The organism is Streptomyces sp. NPDC005402 (assembly GCF_040606575.1).
In the GTDB taxonomy this organism is placed as follows: Bacteria; Actinomycetota; Actinomycetes; order Streptomycetales; family Streptomycetaceae; genus Streptomyces.
The window spans coordinates 1-17948 of sequence record NZ_JBEXFB010000035.1; the positions used below are offsets into that span (position 1 = coordinate 1).

General features: G+C 65.5%; 15 protein-coding genes and 4 pseudogenes. 9 read left to right on the top strand and 10 right to left on the bottom strand.

Translation table 11 applies throughout. The features are described from left to right. Positions 1-91 precede the first annotated feature (91 nt). Both ABZT02_RS41050 and ABZT02_RS41055 read right to left on the bottom strand, forming a co-directional pair. Complete coding sequence (locus ABZT02_RS41050) at positions 92-667, bottom strand: TetR family transcriptional regulator (RefSeq protein WP_356027419.1); 576 nt, start codon at positions 665-667, stop codon at positions 92-94. Positions 668-1248: 581 nt separating this feature from the next. After that, positions 1249-1620 (bottom strand): amidohydrolase family protein, encoded by a 372-nt coding sequence (locus ABZT02_RS41055; protein ID WP_356027421.1) that lies wholly within the window; start codon positions 1618-1620, stop codon positions 1249-1251. A gap of 180 nt (positions 1621-1800) precedes the next feature. Between ABZT02_RS41055 and ABZT02_RS41060 the strand changes: the two are divergent. Further along, a pseudogene (locus ABZT02_RS41060) lies at positions 1801-1926 on the top strand (IS256 family transposase); the annotation flags it as partial. A gap of 35 nt (positions 1927-1961) precedes the next feature. Here ABZT02_RS41060 and ABZT02_RS41065 read toward each other — a convergent pair. From ABZT02_RS41065 to ABZT02_RS41075, 3 genes are all read right to left on the bottom strand, one after another. Further along, positions 1962-2528, bottom strand: coding sequence for a GNAT family N-acetyltransferase (locus ABZT02_RS41065; RefSeq protein WP_356027424.1), 567 nt, complete (start codon positions 2526-2528; stop codon positions 1962-1964). 73 nt (positions 2529-2601) lie between these two features. Beyond that, positions 2602-3540: a MerR family transcriptional regulator gene (locus tag ABZT02_RS41070; protein ID WP_356027426.1), complete on the bottom strand. Its 939-nt coding sequence runs from the start codon at positions 3538-3540 to the stop codon at positions 2602-2604. Positions 3541-4119: 579 nt separating this feature from the next. Further along, positions 4120-5199 carry an IS630 family transposase gene (locus ABZT02_RS41075; protein ID WP_356027429.1) on the bottom strand — a complete coding sequence of 360 codons (1080 nt, stop codon included), beginning with the start codon at positions 5197-5199 and terminating at the stop codon, positions 4120-4122. 282 nt (positions 5200-5481) lie between these two features. On the opposite strand from ABZT02_RS41075, the gene ABZT02_RS41080 reads away from it, so the two are divergent. The 4 genes from ABZT02_RS41080 to ABZT02_RS41095 all read left to right on the top strand — a co-directional run bounded on the left by ABZT02_RS41080 (position 5482) and on the right by ABZT02_RS41095 (position 8287). Continuing rightward, positions 5482-5949 (top strand): hypothetical protein, encoded by a 468-nt coding sequence (locus tag ABZT02_RS41080; RefSeq protein WP_356027432.1) that lies wholly within the window; start codon positions 5482-5484, stop codon positions 5947-5949. A gap of 63 nt (positions 5950-6012) precedes the next feature. Further along, a complete protein-coding gene (locus tag ABZT02_RS41085) occupies positions 6013-6270 on the top strand; it encodes an acyl carrier protein (RefSeq protein ID WP_356027435.1) in 258 nt (85 codons plus the stop codon). Positions 6271-6275: 5 nt separating this feature from the next. Next, complete coding sequence (locus ABZT02_RS41090) at positions 6276-7454, top strand: acyl-CoA dehydrogenase family protein (RefSeq protein WP_356027437.1); 1179 nt, start codon at positions 6276-6278, stop codon at positions 7452-7454. A gap of 32 nt (positions 7455-7486) precedes the next feature. After that, on the top strand, positions 7487-8287 hold the full coding sequence (locus ABZT02_RS41095) for a hypothetical protein (protein ID WP_356027440.1): 801 nt from the start codon (positions 7487-7489) through the stop codon (positions 8285-8287). Between the two features lie 179 nt (positions 8288-8466). Here ABZT02_RS41095 and ABZT02_RS41100 read toward each other — a convergent pair whose 3' ends face one another. Both ABZT02_RS41100 and ABZT02_RS41105 read right to left on the bottom strand, forming a co-directional pair. Further along, on the bottom strand, positions 8467-9942 hold the full coding sequence (locus ABZT02_RS41100; RefSeq protein ID WP_356027443.1) for a condensation domain-containing protein: 1476 nt from the start codon (positions 9940-9942) through the stop codon (positions 8467-8469). Then, positions 9851-10174: pseudogene (locus tag ABZT02_RS41105) on the bottom strand (helix-turn-helix domain-containing protein); the annotation flags it as partial. The pseudogene ABZT02_RS41105 and the gene ABZT02_RS41100, both read right to left, overlap by 92 nt. Before the next feature lie 31 nt (positions 10175-10205). Between ABZT02_RS41105 and ABZT02_RS41110 the strand changes: the two are divergent. The 3 genes and pseudogenes from ABZT02_RS41110 to ABZT02_RS41120 all read left to right on the top strand — a co-directional run. Beyond that, positions 10206-10377, top strand: a pseudogene (locus tag ABZT02_RS41110) (IS1380 family transposase); the annotation flags it as partial. Between the two features lie 546 nt (positions 10378-10923). Beyond that, positions 10924-12093: a nucleotidyltransferase family protein gene (locus ABZT02_RS41115; protein ID WP_356027445.1), complete on the top strand. Its 1170-nt coding sequence runs from the start codon at positions 10924-10926 to the stop codon at positions 12091-12093. Positions 12094-12449: 356 nt separating this feature from the next. Then, positions 12450-13448 carry an AAA family ATPase gene (locus ABZT02_RS41120; RefSeq protein WP_356027555.1) on the top strand — a complete coding sequence of 333 codons (999 nt, stop codon included), beginning with the start codon at positions 12450-12452 and terminating at the stop codon, positions 13446-13448. 627 nt (positions 13449-14075) lie between these two features. Here ABZT02_RS41120 and otnI read toward each other — a convergent pair. The 3 genes and pseudogenes from otnI to ABZT02_RS41135 form a co-directional block, all read right to left on the bottom strand. Next, a complete protein-coding gene (otnI, locus tag ABZT02_RS41125; RefSeq protein WP_356027448.1) occupies positions 14076-14879 on the bottom strand; it encodes a 2-oxo-tetronate isomerase in 804 nt (267 codons plus the stop codon). Positions 14880-15368: 489 nt separating this feature from the next. Next, a complete protein-coding gene (locus ABZT02_RS41130; protein ID WP_356027451.1) occupies positions 15369-16298 on the bottom strand; it encodes an alpha/beta fold hydrolase in 930 nt (309 codons plus the stop codon). 230 nt (positions 16299-16528) lie between these two features. Further along, positions 16529-17187, bottom strand: a pseudogene (locus ABZT02_RS41135) (disulfide bond formation protein DsbA). A gap of 389 nt (positions 17188-17576) precedes the next feature. Here ABZT02_RS41135 and ABZT02_RS41140 point away from each other — a divergent pair. Continuing rightward, a complete protein-coding gene (locus ABZT02_RS41140) occupies positions 17577-17948 on the top strand; it encodes a hypothetical protein (protein ID WP_356027455.1) in 372 nt (123 codons plus the stop codon).

Here is a 17948-nt window from a genome sequence, read left to right on the forward strand (position 1 = left end):
ATTCGGACAGTGTGATCGACACAGCAGAAGGCCCCGGATGCGACATGGCAACAGGGTACTTACTAACCCTCAGGATTTCTGGCGCAGCACACTAGCGCCGCGCCAAGGCGAGGGCGTTCTCGATTCCCTGCTCGAGAACCTCATCGGAGAACTTCCGATCGGAGACGGCGCGGGACAGCTGCAACGTTCCCACCGCCATGGTGTAGAGCCCGATGGCCCGACCGCGGGCGGACTGCGGATCCTCCGGATTCAGGTGGGCGGCGAGCTCGTCCAAAATGGCTTTGGCGCCGTCGGTGTAGGCGCCCTTGGTCGCGTCACCGCAGCGGCCGATCTCGTCGAGCAGGGCCGCGGACGGGCAGCCGTCGCCAGGGTTGTCCCGGTGCTCGGGCGACAGGTACGCACGGATGAAATCCTCGAGTCCCTCGCGGCCGGGCCGCAGCGTGTCGTACTGCTTGACCTGCGCACGCAGCTGCTCGGCGACGACGTGGGCGACGAGGTCGTCCTTGGACTCGAAGTGGGCGTAGAAGGCTCCGTTGGTGAGTCCGGCGTCGGACATCAGCGTGGAGATGCCGGAGCCGTCGATGCCGTCCTGCTTGAAACGGTGGCCGGCCCGCTCGATGATCCGCTGCCGCGTCACCTGCTTGTGTTCTTTGGTGTAGCGCGCCACAGGGTTCCTCCCTCAAGTCCGCCGGGACATTGCAATTGGCTTCGGATGCCTGGGCAACCGACGCAGCTCTGCTGACCCGCCTGGGAACCAGGGGCGCTCGGCACGGCGACCGCAGCGGCTGCGACGCATGCTTTTACCTTCATCGGGCCGGCCCGAGTGACCAGGAAATCGAGCGCTCCTCGGGGAGTGGGGGCTGCACACAAACCATACTGGGCGGCGCACAGTCCTCTATCAATGCAGATCAGACGCGTAAACGATGCCGCGCAGGCGAAACTCGCGTGGAGTGATCGCGCGGACAAGCGGGAGGCTGACCCAAGGGCATACGGATTTTCGTGGATCACCTGCTTCGCCACGCACACCCCCGGACGTCCGATCACCAACTCGTACTCGGTGACTGCCTGACTTCGATGTCCACAAGGCCGTCTAACCGTGTGAGTCCGCCGCGTCCCTCTCGCGTGCAGAACGCGACACCTCAGCGACGAGCCGGCACCGAATGGCTCGGCGCCCTACGCGGCGTCCGAGCAGCTGACGAAGCCACAGTAGAAGTTCGCCGACTTGCTCGCCGGGCAGTTCGGCACCGGTCAGGGCGCGCAACAGCTGTCGCGTCGGATGATCTGACCGACCGCGTGCCAGTCCTCGCTGTCACCGTCCGCCCGGTCGACGGCGAGGCGGTGGGAGCCGACCACGCTCTCTTGTCGGTGCGTGATGCCGTCGCGCATCACCCAGGAGACCCGCGTCAGGTCGTTGAAGTCCCGGAAGGGGTCGCCGTCGATCACCGTGAGGTCGGCCAGTTTGCCGGGTTCCGCGGTGCCTAGATCGTCCTCGACTCCGAACATCTGGGCGGGCATGACGGTGGCGGTACGCAGAGCCTGCGCGGGGGACCGGCCGGCGACCTGGTGGAGGGCGCGAAGGCCGAGGTGGACCTGGAGACCGGTGGGGCACGATCGGGGCATCGGTCCCCATGACGAGCGAGCCGCCCTCGTCGAGAATGTGCCGGTAGGTGGCCATCTCCAGCCGCAGATGCCGCAATTGATACTCGGTGGGCCGGGTCTTGGCCAACGCGGTCACGGTGGCCCTGTCCCAGCCCGGCATGAGGGTGGTCACTCGCGGGTCGTCGGGGGTGGACCGGCCCGCTGGTCGAGTCAGCACAGGCCCGCGGGCGGGCTGTGAACGCTCCCCACCTCGTCGCTCTGGTCCCTGCCGGGGCCCGCTTCGAACGCGGCCACCTCGTCGAACGCCCCTGGACCCTCTCGGCGTGAGCAGCCTCAGCCGATTCGCTGAAGCCGGGAGGATCTCAGGCTCTCGGGCGCCGTATGTGCAGGTGGCCATCGTGGGGGAAGGAGGGCGGTGCCGCGGGCAGGATGGTGTCGAAGGCGTAGCGGCTCTTCTGGGCAACCCGGCACGATGCCAGGTTGTCCACCTGGTGCAGGAGTTCGAGACGTTTCAGCCCGTCGGGTTCGAAGGTGTCGAAGGCCCAGTTGGTGAGTGCCTCCAGAGCGCGGGAGGCCACTCCGCGCCCGCGAGCGGGCGCCGCGGTCCAGTAGCCCACTTCGGCCGCCGGTTTGCCGGAGGTGACTTCCTTGAGGACCACGTTGCCCACCAACTGTTCGCGAACTGAGCCGGGTTGTGTCTCAAGGACGGCGAAGCCGAACCGATCCCCCGCTGCCCAGCCCCGCTGCTGAGCCTGCACCCAGCGTGCCCCGTCGGCATCGCTGTCCACGACAGAACTCGCCCACTGGCGCAGTGCGGGATCCCGGCTCACCGCGACCAATGCGGCAACGTCCTCCATGCGCCAGGGGCGAAGAACGAGAGCGGGAGAGACCGGCGACGCGGCCACCTGAAGTATGACCGGGGCACTCATCAACCGATCATATGCGGCAGCGTTTCATCCGACGCCAGCCGCGTCCGCCCCATGCCGCCTTGCGACCGCCCCGTCATTGCTGTGTCCGGACGCGCAGAGCCTGGACGGACCAATCGAACACTGGAGCCAGACTCTCCGGGGCCGGCCAGCCGTTGACCACTGCGAGCAACTGGAGGTACCGCTCCCTGCGGGGGTCACTCACGCTCTCCAGCCGCGTCGCCAGCCGACGGCGAAGCTCAACGTCATCGGGCCGGCCGAGGACGTGCGCGCAGTGCGCCGTGAACGCCGCGATGATCGGATCGGCCTGGGGCGAGGCCGGGTCGATGCCGGCGGCCAGGGCCGGGCCGACCTGGTCACGGACGACTGCGGCAATGTCGCGGCGCGGGCCCACCATGTCGCTTCGGGTTTGCTCGGCTGCCTGGTCCTCGGCCATCTGCCGCATGACGGCGCGGAAACCCGGGTCCAGAGACAATTCGGCCAACTCCACCCACGCCTGGACCTGCTCTGCCTCCGAGTTGTCGGGCAACTCGGGGGTCATCGAGCGCATGACCCCCGCGAATGCGGGGGCGGCGTCAAGACCGCCGAAGACGGCGTCGAGGAAATCGCCGATCAGACGTCGGCGTTCGTCCTCGGAAAGCTGGGCCAGCCGGTGCATGAGTTCTGTCTCCTCAGGTGTTGCCCCTCGCTCGGCCACCGCCATCAGCACCGCGCGCCGCAGGCGCAGGACGCGGATCTGCACCGCCAGTGCTTCGGCGTGCGCCGCGGCGACCTCGGGAAGCGAGAGCTCGCGGTCCACGACCTTGCGGATCGTGGGAAGGTCCAGTCCCAGCTCGCGCAGGGTCCGCACGAGGTCCAGGCGTGCGACGGCGTCGATGCTGTAGAGGCGGTAGCCGGCCGGGCTGCGGTCCGTCGGCGCCACGATTCCGCGATCGGAGTAGAACCGAATGGTCTTGACCGTGAGACCGGTCCGTCGAGCGAGTTCGCCGATCGAGTAGAGCGTGTCGCCGTCCATGCCCCCACCTTTGTGTCTCCCCTTACTGGAGACTCAAGTCCCTTCGCCTGCCAGCACCAACCTCTCCTCATCCCACACGTCTTGACAATTCTTCGTGTAGCCGCGTTGGTCCGGTGTGTCGATGACTTCCTGGGCCACCGGATTCGCGGGCGGACCTGACGCACGGCCGGGTGATCGAGGTACTGGTGGCGAACCGGCTGACCGCTCCCGCGCCGCTGTTCCGCGTCGGGGACTGGGCGTACTCGTGTGAGGCCGTCAAGGGTCTTGGTGGAGGCTTATGCGTGTCCCGGCTGCTGCATTGACGGGTCCCATCGGTGTCCTGCTCGGGGCTTCGGCGATCAGCGTCGGGGTCGCGTCCGGCCGGTGGCAGCGAAGCGTCTCCTCAGGGACGCCACCGGAACTCGAAGATATCCATGGCGAGACGCCGACGTGTCAATCGGGTAGGAGGGTCGGGTGACCGGCCTGCCTACCCGATTGCTGCTCCGTCAGAAGACCAGCTCAGGCTCCAGTGGGGCGTATCCCGCCTCACCGGTGGGAGACAGGTGGGAGATGATCATGGTGTGGTGCTGCGATCAGCCGCTAGTGTCCTGCGCCAGAGATCCGTCGACAGAAGCGGGCGAGGGAGTCGAGGATCTCCCCGGCTGCTTTGGTCCAGATGAAGGGCTTGGGGTCTTCGTTCCAGGCCTTGACCCAGGTCCGGATGCCGGCTTCGAGGGCCTGGATGTTCTTGTGTGCGCCGCGGCGGATCATCTGGTGGGCGAGGTAGCCGAACCATCGCTCGACCTGGTTGATCCAGGAGGAGCCGGTCGGGGTGAAGTGCAGCTCGAACCTGGGGTGTTTGGCGAGCCAGGCCTTGATCGCTGGGGTTTTGTGGGTGCCGTAGTTGTCCACGATCAGGTGGACCTGCAGGTGGGCGGGCACCTCCTTGTCGATCCGGATCAGGAACTTTTTGAACTCTACGGCCCGGTGCCGACGGTGCAGGGCGGTGATGACTTCGCCGGTGGCGACGTCGAAGGCGGCGAACAGGGTGGTCAGGCCGTTGCGGACGTAGTCGTGGGTACGCCGCTCGGGCATGCCCGGCATTATCGGCAACACGGGCTGAGAGCGGTCCAGGGCCTGGATCTGGGACTTCTCGTCCACCGAGAGGACCACCGCGCCCTCGGGCGGGCTGAAGTACAGGCCGACGACATCGTAGACCTTCTCCACGAACAACGGGTCCGTCGACAGTTTGAAGGTGTCCGCGAGATGCGGCTTGAGCTGGAACTGCCGCCAGATCCGGCCGACCGTGGACTTCGACAGACCACTGTGCTCGGCCATCGATTTGCGAGACCAGTGGGTGGCGTTCTTCGGGAGCTGTTCCAGCGTGGTGACCACCACCGCTTCCACCTGGTCGACGCTGATGGTGGGAGGCCTGCCCGGCCGGGGCTCGTCGGACAGCCCGTCCAGCCGTTCGGCGAGGAAACGCCGCCGCCACTTGCGGACCGTGTCCGCGGACACCCGTAACTCCCGGGCGACCGCGACAATGGGCGGCACCTCCGGCCCGGCGCACGCCAGCACGATCCGCGCCCGCAGGGCCAGGACCTGGGCCGACGTTGCCCGACGCGTCCATCGCTCCAACACCGCCCGCTCGTCATCAGCAATAGTTCCAGCTTCGGGCAACGACGGGGAACTGTCGCACCAGCAGCAGAAGTCACGCAACTACTAACGATCAACTACTGGCGCAGGGCACTAGGTGCGGGCGATGCTGCAAGCGTCGTGAGAGCCACTGTGCGTTCTCTTTGCATCTGTAGAAATCCAGCACCTCGGTATGTTCCAATGGGCGCGGCTTAACGGATGCATGGGGCGATACCGTGTCACCCATGGTTGGCGCGGCGGCTGCGGCGACACGGCTGCGCTGAGAGGAAAAGCCCTCTGAGTCCTCGGCAGGCGGGGGTTTGGTCGATGACGCGTGTCAGCGTTCGGACTGGAGGACGGACCGGTGTTCGCTTCAATGCGCCTGCGCACTCCCGTGACTGTGTGCAAATTTTCCGAGACCAGGACGAAAAGCCTCAAGGTACTACGATCAGCAATCGGTTCGGCGAAGTGCGGGCCCTTCTTGTGGAGGGCGGTCCGCGCGAGATGATCCGGCCCAACAGGCTACTAGAATCCAATGCGGACAGGTATCTGAGCGTGTGTCGACCGCTGGCCGGCGAGATACTAGTCCTCCAGGGCGGAAAACATGCGGCGGCCCGTGGGGCGCAGCTTGTCTGCTACGACAAGTCACGGCCTTACAAAGTGTGGACACAGGGATCGAATTTTCGTCCGATAACGCGACGGGCCTTCCCGGACGGCGAGCCGCCACAGCGAGTTGCTACTCGGAACCCGCGAGCCGGCAGAACTCGACGTCCGCCGTCGATTTCGCGGGATTGATAGGGGCGAATCGACGTCGATGCACAACGCCGAGCCTCACCGGAAGGACAGTGGAAGAAGCAGATGGAGGATCAGGTGCGCGCGGTGCTTTCCACAGTGCCGCAACTAGCAGGAATCGTTGAGGATCTGCCCTCGGATGCGGATCTGTGGAGTGCCGGCATGAACTCCCTGACTAGCGTGCAGGTCTTAATGCGGTTGGAGGACAGTTTCGACATCGAGTTCCGCGAGGAGGATCTGACGCGGGAGACATTCGGAAGCCTGCGAACCATAGCAGCGGCAGTTTCCGCCCTCCTGGCCGCCACCGAGAACCACAGGTCGTGATGGCTATGCCCAAATATGACACACGCTCGGGTGCTGCCTGCGAACCGCCCAACACGTCCCGGCATATCGAGGACGCCTATGAAGCAGTGGAGCGTGCCGCGGCGCAGGCCGCGGCGGCCGCTGCCGAAGTCGACCGGAACGCCCGTTTTCCACACGAGGCCGTGACGAGCCTTCGTGAGGGGCGGCTCCTCAACGCCGCGGCGCCAACGCACCTCGGCGGTCTTGGGCTCACCATCGAGCAACTCGTCGACGTAGGGGGCCGGATCGCCCGGAGCTGCGGAACGTCAGCCATGATATGGGCGATGCATCAGGTGCAGCTCGCCTGCGTGGCACGTCATCACCCCGACGCCCCATTGCTCGCGCGTATTCTGGCGGAGCAATGGCTGATCGCCTCGGTGACCAGTGAGGTCGGCATCGGCGGGGATCTGCGCAGCAGCCGGGCCTCGGTGAACTCGGCAGACAACGGTGTACACACCCTGGAGAAGCAGGCGAGCACCGTCTCCTATGGGGCCGATGCGCAGGCCTTCCTGGTGACTGCGCGGCGAGACGCCGACGCCGCACCGAGCTCACAGGTGGCCGTACTGGTCGGCCGGGAGCAGGTGGCCCTTGAACAGACGGGACAATGGAACACCCTCGGCATGCGTGGCACCTGCAGTCCACCGTTCAGCCTCACCATGCGTTTCTCGCCTGGGCAGATCCTGCCCGTGCCCTTCGGCCAGATCGCCGCGTCCACAATGGTGCCGATGTCCCACGTCTTGTGGGCGGCAGTGTGGGCCGGAATGGCGGACGAGGCTCTGGACCGTGCTGCCCGGGCCGCGCGCCGCCGCAGTGCGCCGGGAGACGACGTCTCGGACCTCGCCGTGGCGCACGCCAGGCTTGCCGGTGTCCGGGCCCAGCTCGACGCCGCGGTGCACGTGGTGAAGCCAGTGCTGGAGGGCACTGCCGAGCCCACGCTGGCGTTGACCGTGCAATTGAACGCGCTAAAGATCTCGATGTCGGAGACGGTCGTGGATGTCGTGAGGCTGGCCCTCGCCGTATGCGGAATGGTCGGTTTCTCGGAGGACGGTCCCTATTCCGTCGCCCGGATTCTGCGTGATGCGTTTTCGGCACCTCTCATGATCGGCAACGGCCGACTCATCACTTCGAACTCACAGATGCTGCTCCTACGGGGAGGCATACGTTGACTACTCCAAACCCGCCGCTAGGCGATGCCGGCATGGGCTACGGCGTGCCCGGAGTGGTCCTGACACCGAGAGAGGATGCAAGGATCTTCGACGGTCTCAGGCGCGCCATCGCAGACCGGCTCGGCCGTGGCATCCAGCAGCATTACGTGGCGCCGCCGGTCATTGCACGAAGCATCGTGGAGCGGGTCGGCTACCCACTGTCCTTCCCTCACCTGCTCGGCTGGGTCCATCAGGCTGTCGACGGCGAAAGGACGAAGCTTTCGGACGTCGTCCTTACCCCGGCCGCATGTCACCACCTCTACCCGCTGCTCGCCGACCGCGTTCTCAAGTCGCCGACCACCATCAGTGTGGAGGGGGACTGTTACCGCGGCGAGGCCACCTTCGAACCGGGGCGGCTGCGCTCCTTCCGCATGTACGAAATCGTTTACCTGGGGGTGGCTGAGGAGGTCACCAACTGGCGCGACTCACTCCTCGACGCCGCCCGGGCCTGGCTGGCTGACATCGGATTGCACTCGGACATCGTGCCGGCCAGCGATCCGTTTTTCGGCCGGGGCGGCAAGCTGATGGCCTCGGCGCAGCGAACGCAGCAGCTCAAGTACGAGCTGACAATGGACGTGGCGGACGGCGTCGTGCAGGCCGTCGGCTCTGCCAACTGTCACAGGGACCACTTCGGCAAAGTGTTCGACATTCGCGGCGGCGACGGGCTTGTGGCCCACAGCGCCTGCCTCGCCTTCGGCCTGGACCGACTCGTCCTCGCTCTGCGGCACCGGCATGGTACGCAGACCGAACAGTGGCCACGGGGCATCCGGGAGAACCTCTCCGTAAGTGTATGACCGCGGTGCCGGGGCCCGGCACGGCTCCGATGAAGACGACAGCTCCGTTTGCTCGACGGTTCTGCTCGCTCCCGGGGGGGGCAGGGCCGTACGACGTCCGCCCCCTCGTGGACCGGCTGCGGTAGAACTTGCGTGCGGATCCGGTCCTCAGCCCCCGGCAGTCGGTAGCGCGTCAGTCCTCAGGCAAGCGAGTCGAACCACGCCAGAGAAAGCCGCTCCATGTGCCGGAGACAGTCACGTATCTCGCTCGGGGGGAACAGAGCAGTGTCGGCGCGCAGGGATACGGTCGTCTCACCGTCGGACTGGCGCACTGTCAGGTAGATGTTCATGTCTTCGTGCTCCATGGACGGCCCCCTAGTGAAGCGAGTGAGCCCCGCCAGCTCGGACAGGTCGTCCTCATCGCGGGCGGCCCCGCCGGTCGTGAGGTGCGACGGCATGAGCATGGTACTGAGCAGGTTCACCGCGCAGGAGAGGTCCGGCACGTGCCCGGTCTCCTGCCGCACCAGCTCCAGCATGGAGGCGAGCGCGGCCGGGTCGTACTGTGCCGAGAAGATCCCGTTCGAGAGGGACGTGTGAATGGCACGCAGCGTCTCAAGCAGCGGCCGTCGACCGGTCTCCACGACTACCGGGTAGTCCTGCACCAGACATCCTGACAGGTCCTGGGCGCTCCGCGTGAACCTGTTGTGACAGAAGATCAGGAACCCGACCCGCGGTTGTCCCGACCGCTCGGCCAGTATCGTCGACGCCAGGGACACGTACACGGACTGGCTCGACACGCCAGCGTGCTCCGACAATGTCCGGGCGGCCGCCTGGAGCGCCCTGGAGTGCATGTGAATCTCTTGGAAACGAGGTGCCTCCGGCGCGCGTCGCGACGGGACGTCGTTCGCCGCGGGAAAGGCGAGGATCTGGTCCTTCCAGTATTGGAGCGATTTCTCTGAGCGTTCTGCTCCGCGCCGACTGAACTCGTACTCGGCGCGGTCCGACGGTTGAACGACTCTTGGTTCGGGCTCGTCGACAGATTCGCCCGCACGCTTGCGCATGATCCGCCCTAGGTCGTCCTTGAGACGACATGCGGCCCAACCGTCGATCGTCAGATGGAAGACGACGAGCACGACTGCGGAAGGCACGCCGCGGGTCGTGATCACGGCCGCCCGCACGGCAAACTCGGGCACCGTGAAGGGCAGGGCCGTAAGAGCCGCGACGGCTCGCTCGGCAGTCCGTGACGGATCCTCCTCCCCGGAGTCGTGAAGCTCGACCGCGATTTCACCACTGCCGAACACGGTCTGCCGCGGGCGGCAGGATTCATCGACATGGAACCGTGTGCGCAGGGCATGATGCCGGGTCATCAGCACGGACAGCGCGCTGAAGGTGTCCTCGAGGCCGAGCCCGGTCGGCACCGGCACTGTCAGCTTCAGGTTCAGATGCAGCAAGTTGGGAGCGTTGAGCTGGACCGCTCGCCACATCCATTGCTGGGACCAGGTCAACGGGAAGCTCCCGGCTCCTGGCCCCGAGAAGGTGACCGAATGTGTCTGCGAGGGAATCTTCACAGTCCGACCCTTCGTTCTTGATGTCGACGTGGACCAGCTCGCCGGGCCGGCTGCGCTCGTAGCGGCGTATGACACGGCCGGCGGCCCGGTCCAGGTGAGCCAGGCCATAGGGGGTGAGCACCCGGTGCACGGTGGAGGGCACCAGTCGCAGCAGGTCCGCGATCTGTGCGGGCCCCCAGCGGCGCAGCAGGCGAACTTTGATGATGCGCCGCTCGTTGCGTGCCGGGGTCCGGCGGGGGCTGTGGTGCGGGCGGCTGGAACGGTCGGCCATGCCTGCCTCGCCGAGCCGCCGGCATCGGGCGGCCCACCGCTGGGCCGTGGTCAGCGAGGCCTGGAAGCGTCGACCGAGTGGCAGGTGACCAGGGTGGCGGGGCTCCGTGCAGCTCGAGGTCCGCCACCGCGCGCAGGCCCGCGTCGAAGACCGCATCCGCTGCGGCAAGACCACCGGCTTAGGCCTTCCCCTCACGTCACTTCGCCATCAACCAGCTGGAGAGCGAACTGGCCGTCGCCGAGCCGAAGAAACAGCGCATTCGCCTGCCTCACAGCCCTACCACGGCCAGCCACCTGAACCACGGCATCCTCCCTGCCCGCCCATGACCTGAGGAACCCTGGAGACCCCGACCCCGCGCGTCGGGCCTCAGCCATGCCCACCCGGCCACGAGCAACCAAGACCACCGCCTCACCGCGACCAGACCGGCTCAGCCATCTGAAGCGAAACAAGAAGGCTAGCTCTGGCGGACCCGACCGGGTCAGGACTCTTAGCCCCAGGCGCTCCAGACGGGATATCAGCACATGGACTCAACCAGTCGTCGGCCTCAAAAGCAACGGCATTGGCATCCGTTCGGCAGTGGAGCACAGCCATGCCGAGCCCGGAGGCCAGCGGCCCTCTTGCAAAACCGCGGGAAAACATAATGGGGAGAGTCCACCCGGTGGCGGGATCAAGGGCGGGCATGTTGGCGACCCAACTCGGAGCGCCTACTCTAATCGGGCAACACGACAGCGACGGCTCCCGCCTCCGGTGGTGCGGGCCGGCGCGACCCCGTCACCTGCCGTCTCACCCTCCCACACGCACAGGAGGTTGCCGACTCCATGATTCCGCCCGATAAGTCCTCCACGGCATGGCAGATCCTGGAAAAGATATCGATTGCCGACTCTCCAGAAAGCGGGGACTACAAGTCGGCTGTGCAGCAGTTACGCGAGGGGTTCGATCCCGATGCGCTGATGTCCCTGACCGTCCGCCAGGGCATGGCGCCAATAGTCGCCGACTTCCTCGACCGAAACGACCTGATGACGCTCATGCCGCGTCCGGTGCGCGCCGCCCTGCGCGGGTCGCTCCATTGGAACTCGCATGTGACGAACGAGTATACCGCCGAGGCGTCACGTATCGTCTCCTCGCTTGAGAGAGCTGGTGTGAGCGTCGCCTGCAACAAGGGCATCGTGTTACAGGCGACGCTATACCACTGCAGGAACGTGCGATTCTTCAGCGATGTCGACCTCATGATCAGGCCCGAGGACAAAGAAGCGACTGCCGAGGTGCTTCGCTCCCACGGCTATGCGGAAGGCAAGCGTTACGACTTCCGGACCCGCAGACTTGTCAGCCGTCCGCGCGCAGAGATCATCACCTACAAGCTCTATCCCGACCACCTGCCACATTTCTACCGGCTGCCAGCTGACTCTTCGCTCCCTTTCTTTATGGTAGACGTCGCTTACAACCTGACCTGGTACGGCTGCAGCTGGCAGATTCCTATGAGTGAGGTATTGGGTACAGTCGGCCGGGTTCCGGTGTCAGCCACCGACCCCGAGCGGACGCTGCCTGCCCTCTCGGCCTCTTACGGATTCCTCTTCCTCGTCACCCACCTGTTCCGGGAGTCGTGGTTCGAGCGCACTATCCGCGACAAAGGCGTGCGGCTTACTCAGTTCGCCGACGTATTGCGGTACTGGCGGCGGTACAGCGACACCTACGGCGAGGAGATCCGCGCACTCATCGCGCAGTATGAACTCGGGCCGGTGGTCGCCTGGGTCTGCCATTACGTCGACCAGCTCTTCGACAGCCATCTCATTGAGCAGGTTGGGAAGTTGGACACATACCTTGACCCGGGCTGGCTGCGCAGTGCGGCAGCGGTCAACGGTTCGTACCTGGAGTGGGACGGCAACATGCGGCATCGGTTGCGCGTCGTCGGCACCGATCTCGCGCTGCGACAAGCGAAAGCCCCGCTGTTCGCCGAGCGTGTGCGTAACTACTCGAAGGGCCGTGGGTGAGGGGCCGTGCCATACGGAGGGCATTTTCGCGCGGCACGGTGCGCCCACTGTCTGATCGCGGTGTAGGGCCGCGCCGCGCGACCACGCGGTGCTGAGGCGAGAGCGACCGGGTCAAATGCACACGGGCAAACTGACGGCACGTCGAAGTTCCTGTAATTCAGGACTATGAGTCGAGATCTCCCTCAATGGGAGCTTAGTTGTGTGCGTTTCGGACCACCGCTACACCGTCACACAGCCCTCGCCAGCACAGACCCGCATGCACCAAGGCTTTGAGAGCAACCTTTTGCCCCACGGCTTAGGCAACACCGCGACGCATGGCGGCCGATGGCAACCGTCAACTGAGACGACGAGAAATGATGAGGAACCCGGTGGAGAGTGAAGCTTCCCTGGCCGTGGCCGGGCGTGGTGTGACAGTCCTTGGCGCGGCGGCAGGTACCGGAAAGTCGGGGGTATCTATCGGGATTTCACGGACACTGGACGACCGAGGCATCCGCTGTGTGCCCTTCAAGGCCGTCGCTGTGGTCGCGCCGAATGACCCCGCCTATCCGGCTGTGCCGCCCTGGCAAAGAGGCATTCTGCACAACTGCGGCGCGGCGCGGACGCAGGTGCGCTGGTGGAACAACCCGGTAGTCGTCAATCTGCCGGCTATTGGTGCCCATTCGGGTGACCTGTACGTGAGGGGGCGACGGATCGGCGAGGTTCCGGTGGCCGGCGAGGACAGCCTTGATTTGGGGGCGTTGCCCGAACGCCTGCGTCAGCTCTGTGTCGAAGCGGCGCACGAGGGCTTCGCGCGGGCAAGCGCCGACGGCGGGTGGCTGGTCGTCGAGGGCGCGGCTGGCGTGGGGGAGCTTGCCCCCTCGGTGGACCTCGCCAACCAAATCCTGCCCGAGCACGCCGGGCTGCCGACGCTGCTGGTCACCAATCCTCAACGCTCCGGCCATCTCGCCGCGCTCGCTGGCAGCGTACGGCTCCTCAGCTCCGGTCTGCGCGCGCAGGTGTGCGGCTACGTCCTCAACCAGGTTAGGAGGCCCGAGGCGGCCTCTGCCATAGGGGAGCGGCTCTCGGCGGCGACGGGGCTGCCCCTGCTCGGGGTGATCGGGGAGTCCCCGCTACCCGTCGACTACAACGGCTCGGCTGAGATGCTGGAGTCGCTCTACAGGCGACGCGCGAACTTTGTCGCCGCTTCGGGTTTGATCGAGCGCTTGTCGGGCGGCGTGGCGACGTCCGAAGAGGTTGTTTCGCGTGGCGGCGGCGCCGATCCCGACCAGCTGACCCACCGTGGGGGTATCGGCCGAAGCGGTAGCTCCGTTCAACGACCTCACGAGGGCGACCTTTCTACGAGGCCCCGGCGTTAACCGTCGTGCTGGGCAGTGCTGAGCCGGATGACGGTAGTAGCCCAGTCGCCGTCGAGTCGAGGAGCCGTGTGAGGAAGCCGACCGTATCCAGGCCGAATTGGCCGAGGCCGAGCAGGAATGGCAGGAGTGGGTGATCGCTCGCAGGCGGGTCGATACGGTGCTGGCTCCGAACGGCGGCGACACTGCCGGCACGGGTGGACTACCAGCGCATCCTAGGGGTCGGCATGGACGTGGTGCCGACGCGAGTGGAGGCGCTGCGGTCGAAGACGAAACGCCTGGTCGCGCGCGGCTGGCTGGCCGGTCCCGCGCCGGGCCGGTTCACACTGCTGGGGGCAACGCGCCGCCGGGCGTGAGGAGTTCCTCGACGCACCCGGACAGCCGTAGCGCCAGCACCCTGTGACTACCTGCGTCGCTGTCGCACACCGGCTCGTTGAACACTTCGTCGAGATACTTGACCATTCACCCCGCACAATTCCATGAGGGGGCGGGGCGTCCGGCCCCCGGGTGGAACGAACCGGTCGGTGAGCACCGCGCGACCGATCGATGCACCACGATGCGTCCCTTTCCTGAGCAGGGTGTCAATGGTCCACCGCCCCAGGCAGCCAAAGCCGCCCGTGATGACGATCCTCATGCACTGTCTCCTCGGTAGTTGTCCAGCCAGCCGAGGCCGTCGCTCGTGCCGGCACGAGGGATGTACTCGCAGCCGATCCACCCGTCGAAGCCCAGGTCGTCGACGACGCCGAACAAGTAGCTCATGTCGAGCTCGCCGTGGTCGGGCTCGTGGCGGTCCGGTACGCCAGCGATCTGCAGGTGACCAACCCGACCGGTCGGGAGATCGCGGCGCAACGTCGTCGTGAGATCGCCTTCGACGATCTGGCAGTGGTAGAGGTCGAGTTGCACCTTGAGATTCGGGGCGCCCACGTCCCGCACCACCGCGTGGGCCTCCGCCTGTCTCGACAGGAAGTAGCCCGGCATGTCGCGGCCGTTGATGGGTTCGACCAAAATGTCGACATCCAATTCGGCGGCTCGTGGCGCGGCCCACTCCAGGTTGGCCAGGTAGGTGTCGCGGTGCTCGGCCAGTTCCTTCCGAGTCACGTCCGGCGGTATGAGACCGGCCATCACGTGCAACCGCGGGCAGTCCAGTGCGGCGGCGTACTCCAAAGCCCGGGCGATCCCGGAGCGGAACTCCCTCTCGTGGCCAGGTAGCGCAGCGATCCCCCGTTCTCCGGATTCCCACGCCCCGTAAGGTGCGTTGAAGAGCACCTGGCTGAGGCCGTGGTCATCGAGCCGGTGGCGCAGTTCCCTGGCGTCGTAGGCGTAGGGAAGGGAGTATTCGACGGCGGTGAAGCCGTCTGCCGAGGCCGCGGCGAAGCGGTCGAGGAAGTCGTGCTCGGTGTACATCATGGACAGGTTCGCTGCGAACCTCGGCATGTTGGCTCCAGTGTGTGGGAGGAGGAGGGACTGGTGCGCACGCTGTAGTCGAGGTGGAAGAGAGTGGCCACGCCGATGAAGACGGCAGGGGTCGCCTCCACCAGGAACATCCACGCTAGCCCTGCCAGCCGTTCACGCCTTGAAACCGGTCCCAGATCCAGATGGAGAGCGGGTTGCCGAAGATGACGGACACCAATATGACGGACGCGAAAAGAGCGATCACCCGAGCATGACCAAGGTGAACAGTTCCATGTCTTTTCTATCGGCCCCCGGGCGGCGAGCTATTCGGGGAACAACTGATGATGTTCGGTAACCGATCGGATAGTCCCAGGCACAGCTCGCGCACCCCTGAACTGTGGAAACGGCCGGATGCTAGTGGCGGGTGGAGGTGCCGGCGGGTGCTGTCTCCCGCTCCAGGACCCCTGCCAGCTCAACTGACACATCGGCAGGTCGCGGAGCCCTCCGAATTTCGGCGCCTGTGACCGGCCATCACCCTACCCACCACGGGCACCCCATCCACCAAAGGTTGGATGGGAGCTCGACCGCCGTTTTGCTGGTGCGAGTACCGGTCCGCTGACCGGACATGTTTTCCCAGTGAACCGGCGAAGTCAGCCAGTCGACCACCTTCTGAATCGCGATGGCCTGCCACCTGTGGGTCTGCGGGTCGAGGTAATCGGGATCCCCGCGCACTGCGAAGCCGTGCGCCGCCCCTTCAATCTGCACCAACGCGTCACCGTCCTTGAGCCGCTTGATGGCGGCGTGGGAAGAGTCGATGGGGACGAAGGTATCCTCGGTGCCGTGAACGATCAGGGTTGGCGCCAGAATCTCATCGAGTACGGTGAACGCCCTGATCCAGAAGACTTCGTTCAGCAGTGCGCGCCCATGTTGCACGGTGGGAGAGTGGTCCAGGAAACCACGCTCCCTGAGCTGCTGCGCCTGCTCCTCGTCGAGAAAGTCATTGACCCACCACGGCTTCTGATCAATGAAACGGTGCTTGTGGTCGAGCTGCGGGTTGAGTAGCACCAGTCGGCCGACCTCAGTCGGTTGCTTGGCCGCGTAGTAGGCAGCCAGACCGCCACTGAAGCTGGTACCGACCAAGTTCGTGGCCTCGACTCCCGTCATCTCGCGTACGTGCGCCAGGGCGACCCGGATGTCATTCAGGTGCGAGGACAGTGTCCGGTCCTGTTGGCTCCCTTCGCTCTCCCCGTGAGCGCGAAGATCGAATCGGAGGCTGGGCACGCCCGCCCGCCCCAGCGCGGCAGCCAGCCGCGTGAACAATCCACACTCTTCCCTGGTGACACCGTTGCCGTGTAACAGGACCACCGCAGGGCCCCTGGGTTGTGCCGGTAGTGTCAGCGTGCCTGCCAAGTACAGGCCGTCGAGGGCACGGAATCTGGTGTCGGTGCTCTCGATGCGCATTCTTGCTCCATTCATGGGCACGGACAGTGAAACGGGAGCCAATCGGGCTGAAGAAAAAACAGGACTGGTCGCAGGCGGTGATCGATTCCTTCCAGGGCCGGGCCGTCGGTATCGTGCTCTCACCGTCGGCAGGTCCCGCTCGCGGTGTTGCTGACCGGGCCGCAGGACAGAGCCTTGAGAATGCCGTGCTCGGGGACGGCAAGGCGGTCAGGGCATCGTCGATCAGTGACCTACAGGTTGCTGAAGTCCGCTTGTGCAGTCCGGGTCCGCTTGATCTCGTAGAAGCCTGGGATTGAGGCGACCGCGATCGCACTGTCCCAGAGCTTGACGGCGTCCTCTCCCATGGGGGCCGGGGCGACGACGGGGCCGAAGAAGGAGATCTCCTCGCCGTCTATACCGGGCAGGGCGATGATCGGAGTGCCAACTTCCTGCCCGACCTTCCCGATGCCCTCCGTGTGGGAGGCGCGGAGAAAGGCGTCGAACTCGAAGTCCTCCTGGTCGGCGTACTCGATGAGATCGGCAGGGAGACCGACGTCCGCCAATGCGCCGGCGAGCGCTTCGATGGTCGGGCCCTCGCCGTTGTTGTGGAAGCGGGTGCCAAACGCGGTGTAGAGCGGGCCCACGATGTCGCCGCCGTGCTTCTGCCAGGCCGCGCTACACGCACCGGTTGCCAAGCGTGGGCTTCGAGCATCTGCCGGTAATCCGCCTGCAGCTCTTCGGGTTTGTCCTCGTTAAGTACGGCCAGGCTCATGCTGTGCCAGTGGACCTCTATTGGGCGTGATTTCGCCACTTCCAGTAGCCGGCGGCATGTCATCCAGGCCCAAGGGCACAGCGGGTCGAACCAGAAGACGACCGGACTTTTCACGGAGGCGATGGCTCTCTGGGGCACCGGCTCTCCTCGTAGTGCGGCAACCTGCACGGTCGCCGATATCGTTCCATTCCAGAGGGTGCCATTTCAAGGCCGCATGACGAGAAAATTGATACTTCTTATCGAGTTTGTTCTTGTTGTCCTGGTCTGTCGGTCCACGTATTCTCATCATCGGTTCCTGCCGATGCGTGGAGTGAAACGAGATTTACCAGCATCGCCGATCAGGAATTTTCGTCAACTGGGAGGTTAACTAATGGGTTCCAATTTCCCGGAGGCGTTGCGTCGATTTGACCTCACTGGCCGGGGGCCGCGGTGACGCGGGCTTCGTCCGGGCTCGGTGAGTGAGCCCATTCCAACTTCAGGCGGCAGCCGATCGACGCTGTGCCACGGAGGTCTGGTAGACCCTGGCTATGACGTTCTTGGCGGTGGTCGAAGGCGATGCGTGCGGATGGCGCATCGATCGGGATGGTCTGACAGAAGCGATGCGTGCCCGGTGGCCCGGGGGCGAGATCGACTCGAAGCAACGCAGCGAAGTGCGCAGCCTCATATGGCAGTTCGAGACCGCGAACGGCCCAGGTGAGGCCTATCTGCACGAGGACGGTACCTGCCTGTATATGGACGTCTGGGAGAAAGACGCGATCTGGTTGGCGATCGTCTTCCGCAGGCTGACACCCACGGACCTTGACCTGGTGTTCTGCGATGAGGGTTACACCTTCGACGTTCGTCTGCGGGCTGGGACTACGGAAGCCGAGTTGACGGACTTGGTGAATGCTGCGGGTTGA

Excerpts from the sequence above, each read along its gene's own strand:
- ABZT02_RS41055 (WP_356027421.1), bottom strand. The coding sequence starts at position 1,620 with ATGCCCCGATCGTGCCCCACCGGTCTCCAGGTCCACCTCGGCCTTCGC.
- ABZT02_RS41065 (WP_356027424.1), bottom strand. The coding sequence starts at position 2,528 with ATGAGTGCCCCGGTCATACTTCAGGTGGCCGCGTCGCCGGTCTCTCCC.
- ABZT02_RS41070 (WP_356027426.1), bottom strand. The coding sequence starts at position 3,540 with ATGGACGGCGACACGCTCTACTCGATCGGCGAACTCGCTCGACGGACC.
- ABZT02_RS41080 (WP_356027432.1), top strand. The coding sequence starts at position 5,482 with ATGACGCGTGTCAGCGTTCGGACTGGAGGACGGACCGGTGTTCGCTTC.
- ABZT02_RS41085 (WP_356027435.1), top strand. The coding sequence starts at position 6,013 with ATGGAGGATCAGGTGCGCGCGGTGCTTTCCACAGTGCCGCAACTAGCA.
- ABZT02_RS41090 (WP_356027437.1), top strand. The coding sequence starts at position 6,276 with ATGCCCAAATATGACACACGCTCGGGTGCTGCCTGCGAACCGCCCAAC.
- ABZT02_RS41095 (WP_356027440.1), top strand. The coding sequence starts at position 7,487 with ATGGGCTACGGCGTGCCCGGAGTGGTCCTGACACCGAGAGAGGATGCA.
- ABZT02_RS41100 (WP_356027443.1), bottom strand. The coding sequence starts at position 9,942 with ATGGCCTGGCTCACCTGGACCGGGCCGCCGGCCGTGTCATACGCCGCT.
- ABZT02_RS41115 (WP_356027445.1), top strand. The coding sequence starts at position 10,924 with ATGATTCCGCCCGATAAGTCCTCCACGGCATGGCAGATCCTGGAAAAG.
- ABZT02_RS41120 (WP_356027555.1), top strand. The coding sequence starts at position 12,450 with ATGAGGAACCCGGTGGAGAGTGAAGCTTCCCTGGCCGTGGCCGGGCGT.
- otnI (WP_356027448.1), bottom strand. The coding sequence starts at position 14,879 with ATGCCGAGGTTCGCAGCGAACCTGTCCATGATGTACACCGAGCACGAC.
- ABZT02_RS41130 (WP_356027451.1), bottom strand. The coding sequence starts at position 16,298 with ATGCGCATCGAGAGCACCGACACCAGATTCCGTGCCCTCGACGGCCTG.
- ABZT02_RS41140 (WP_356027455.1), top strand. The coding sequence starts at position 17,577 with ATGACGTTCTTGGCGGTGGTCGAAGGCGATGCGTGCGGATGGCGCATC.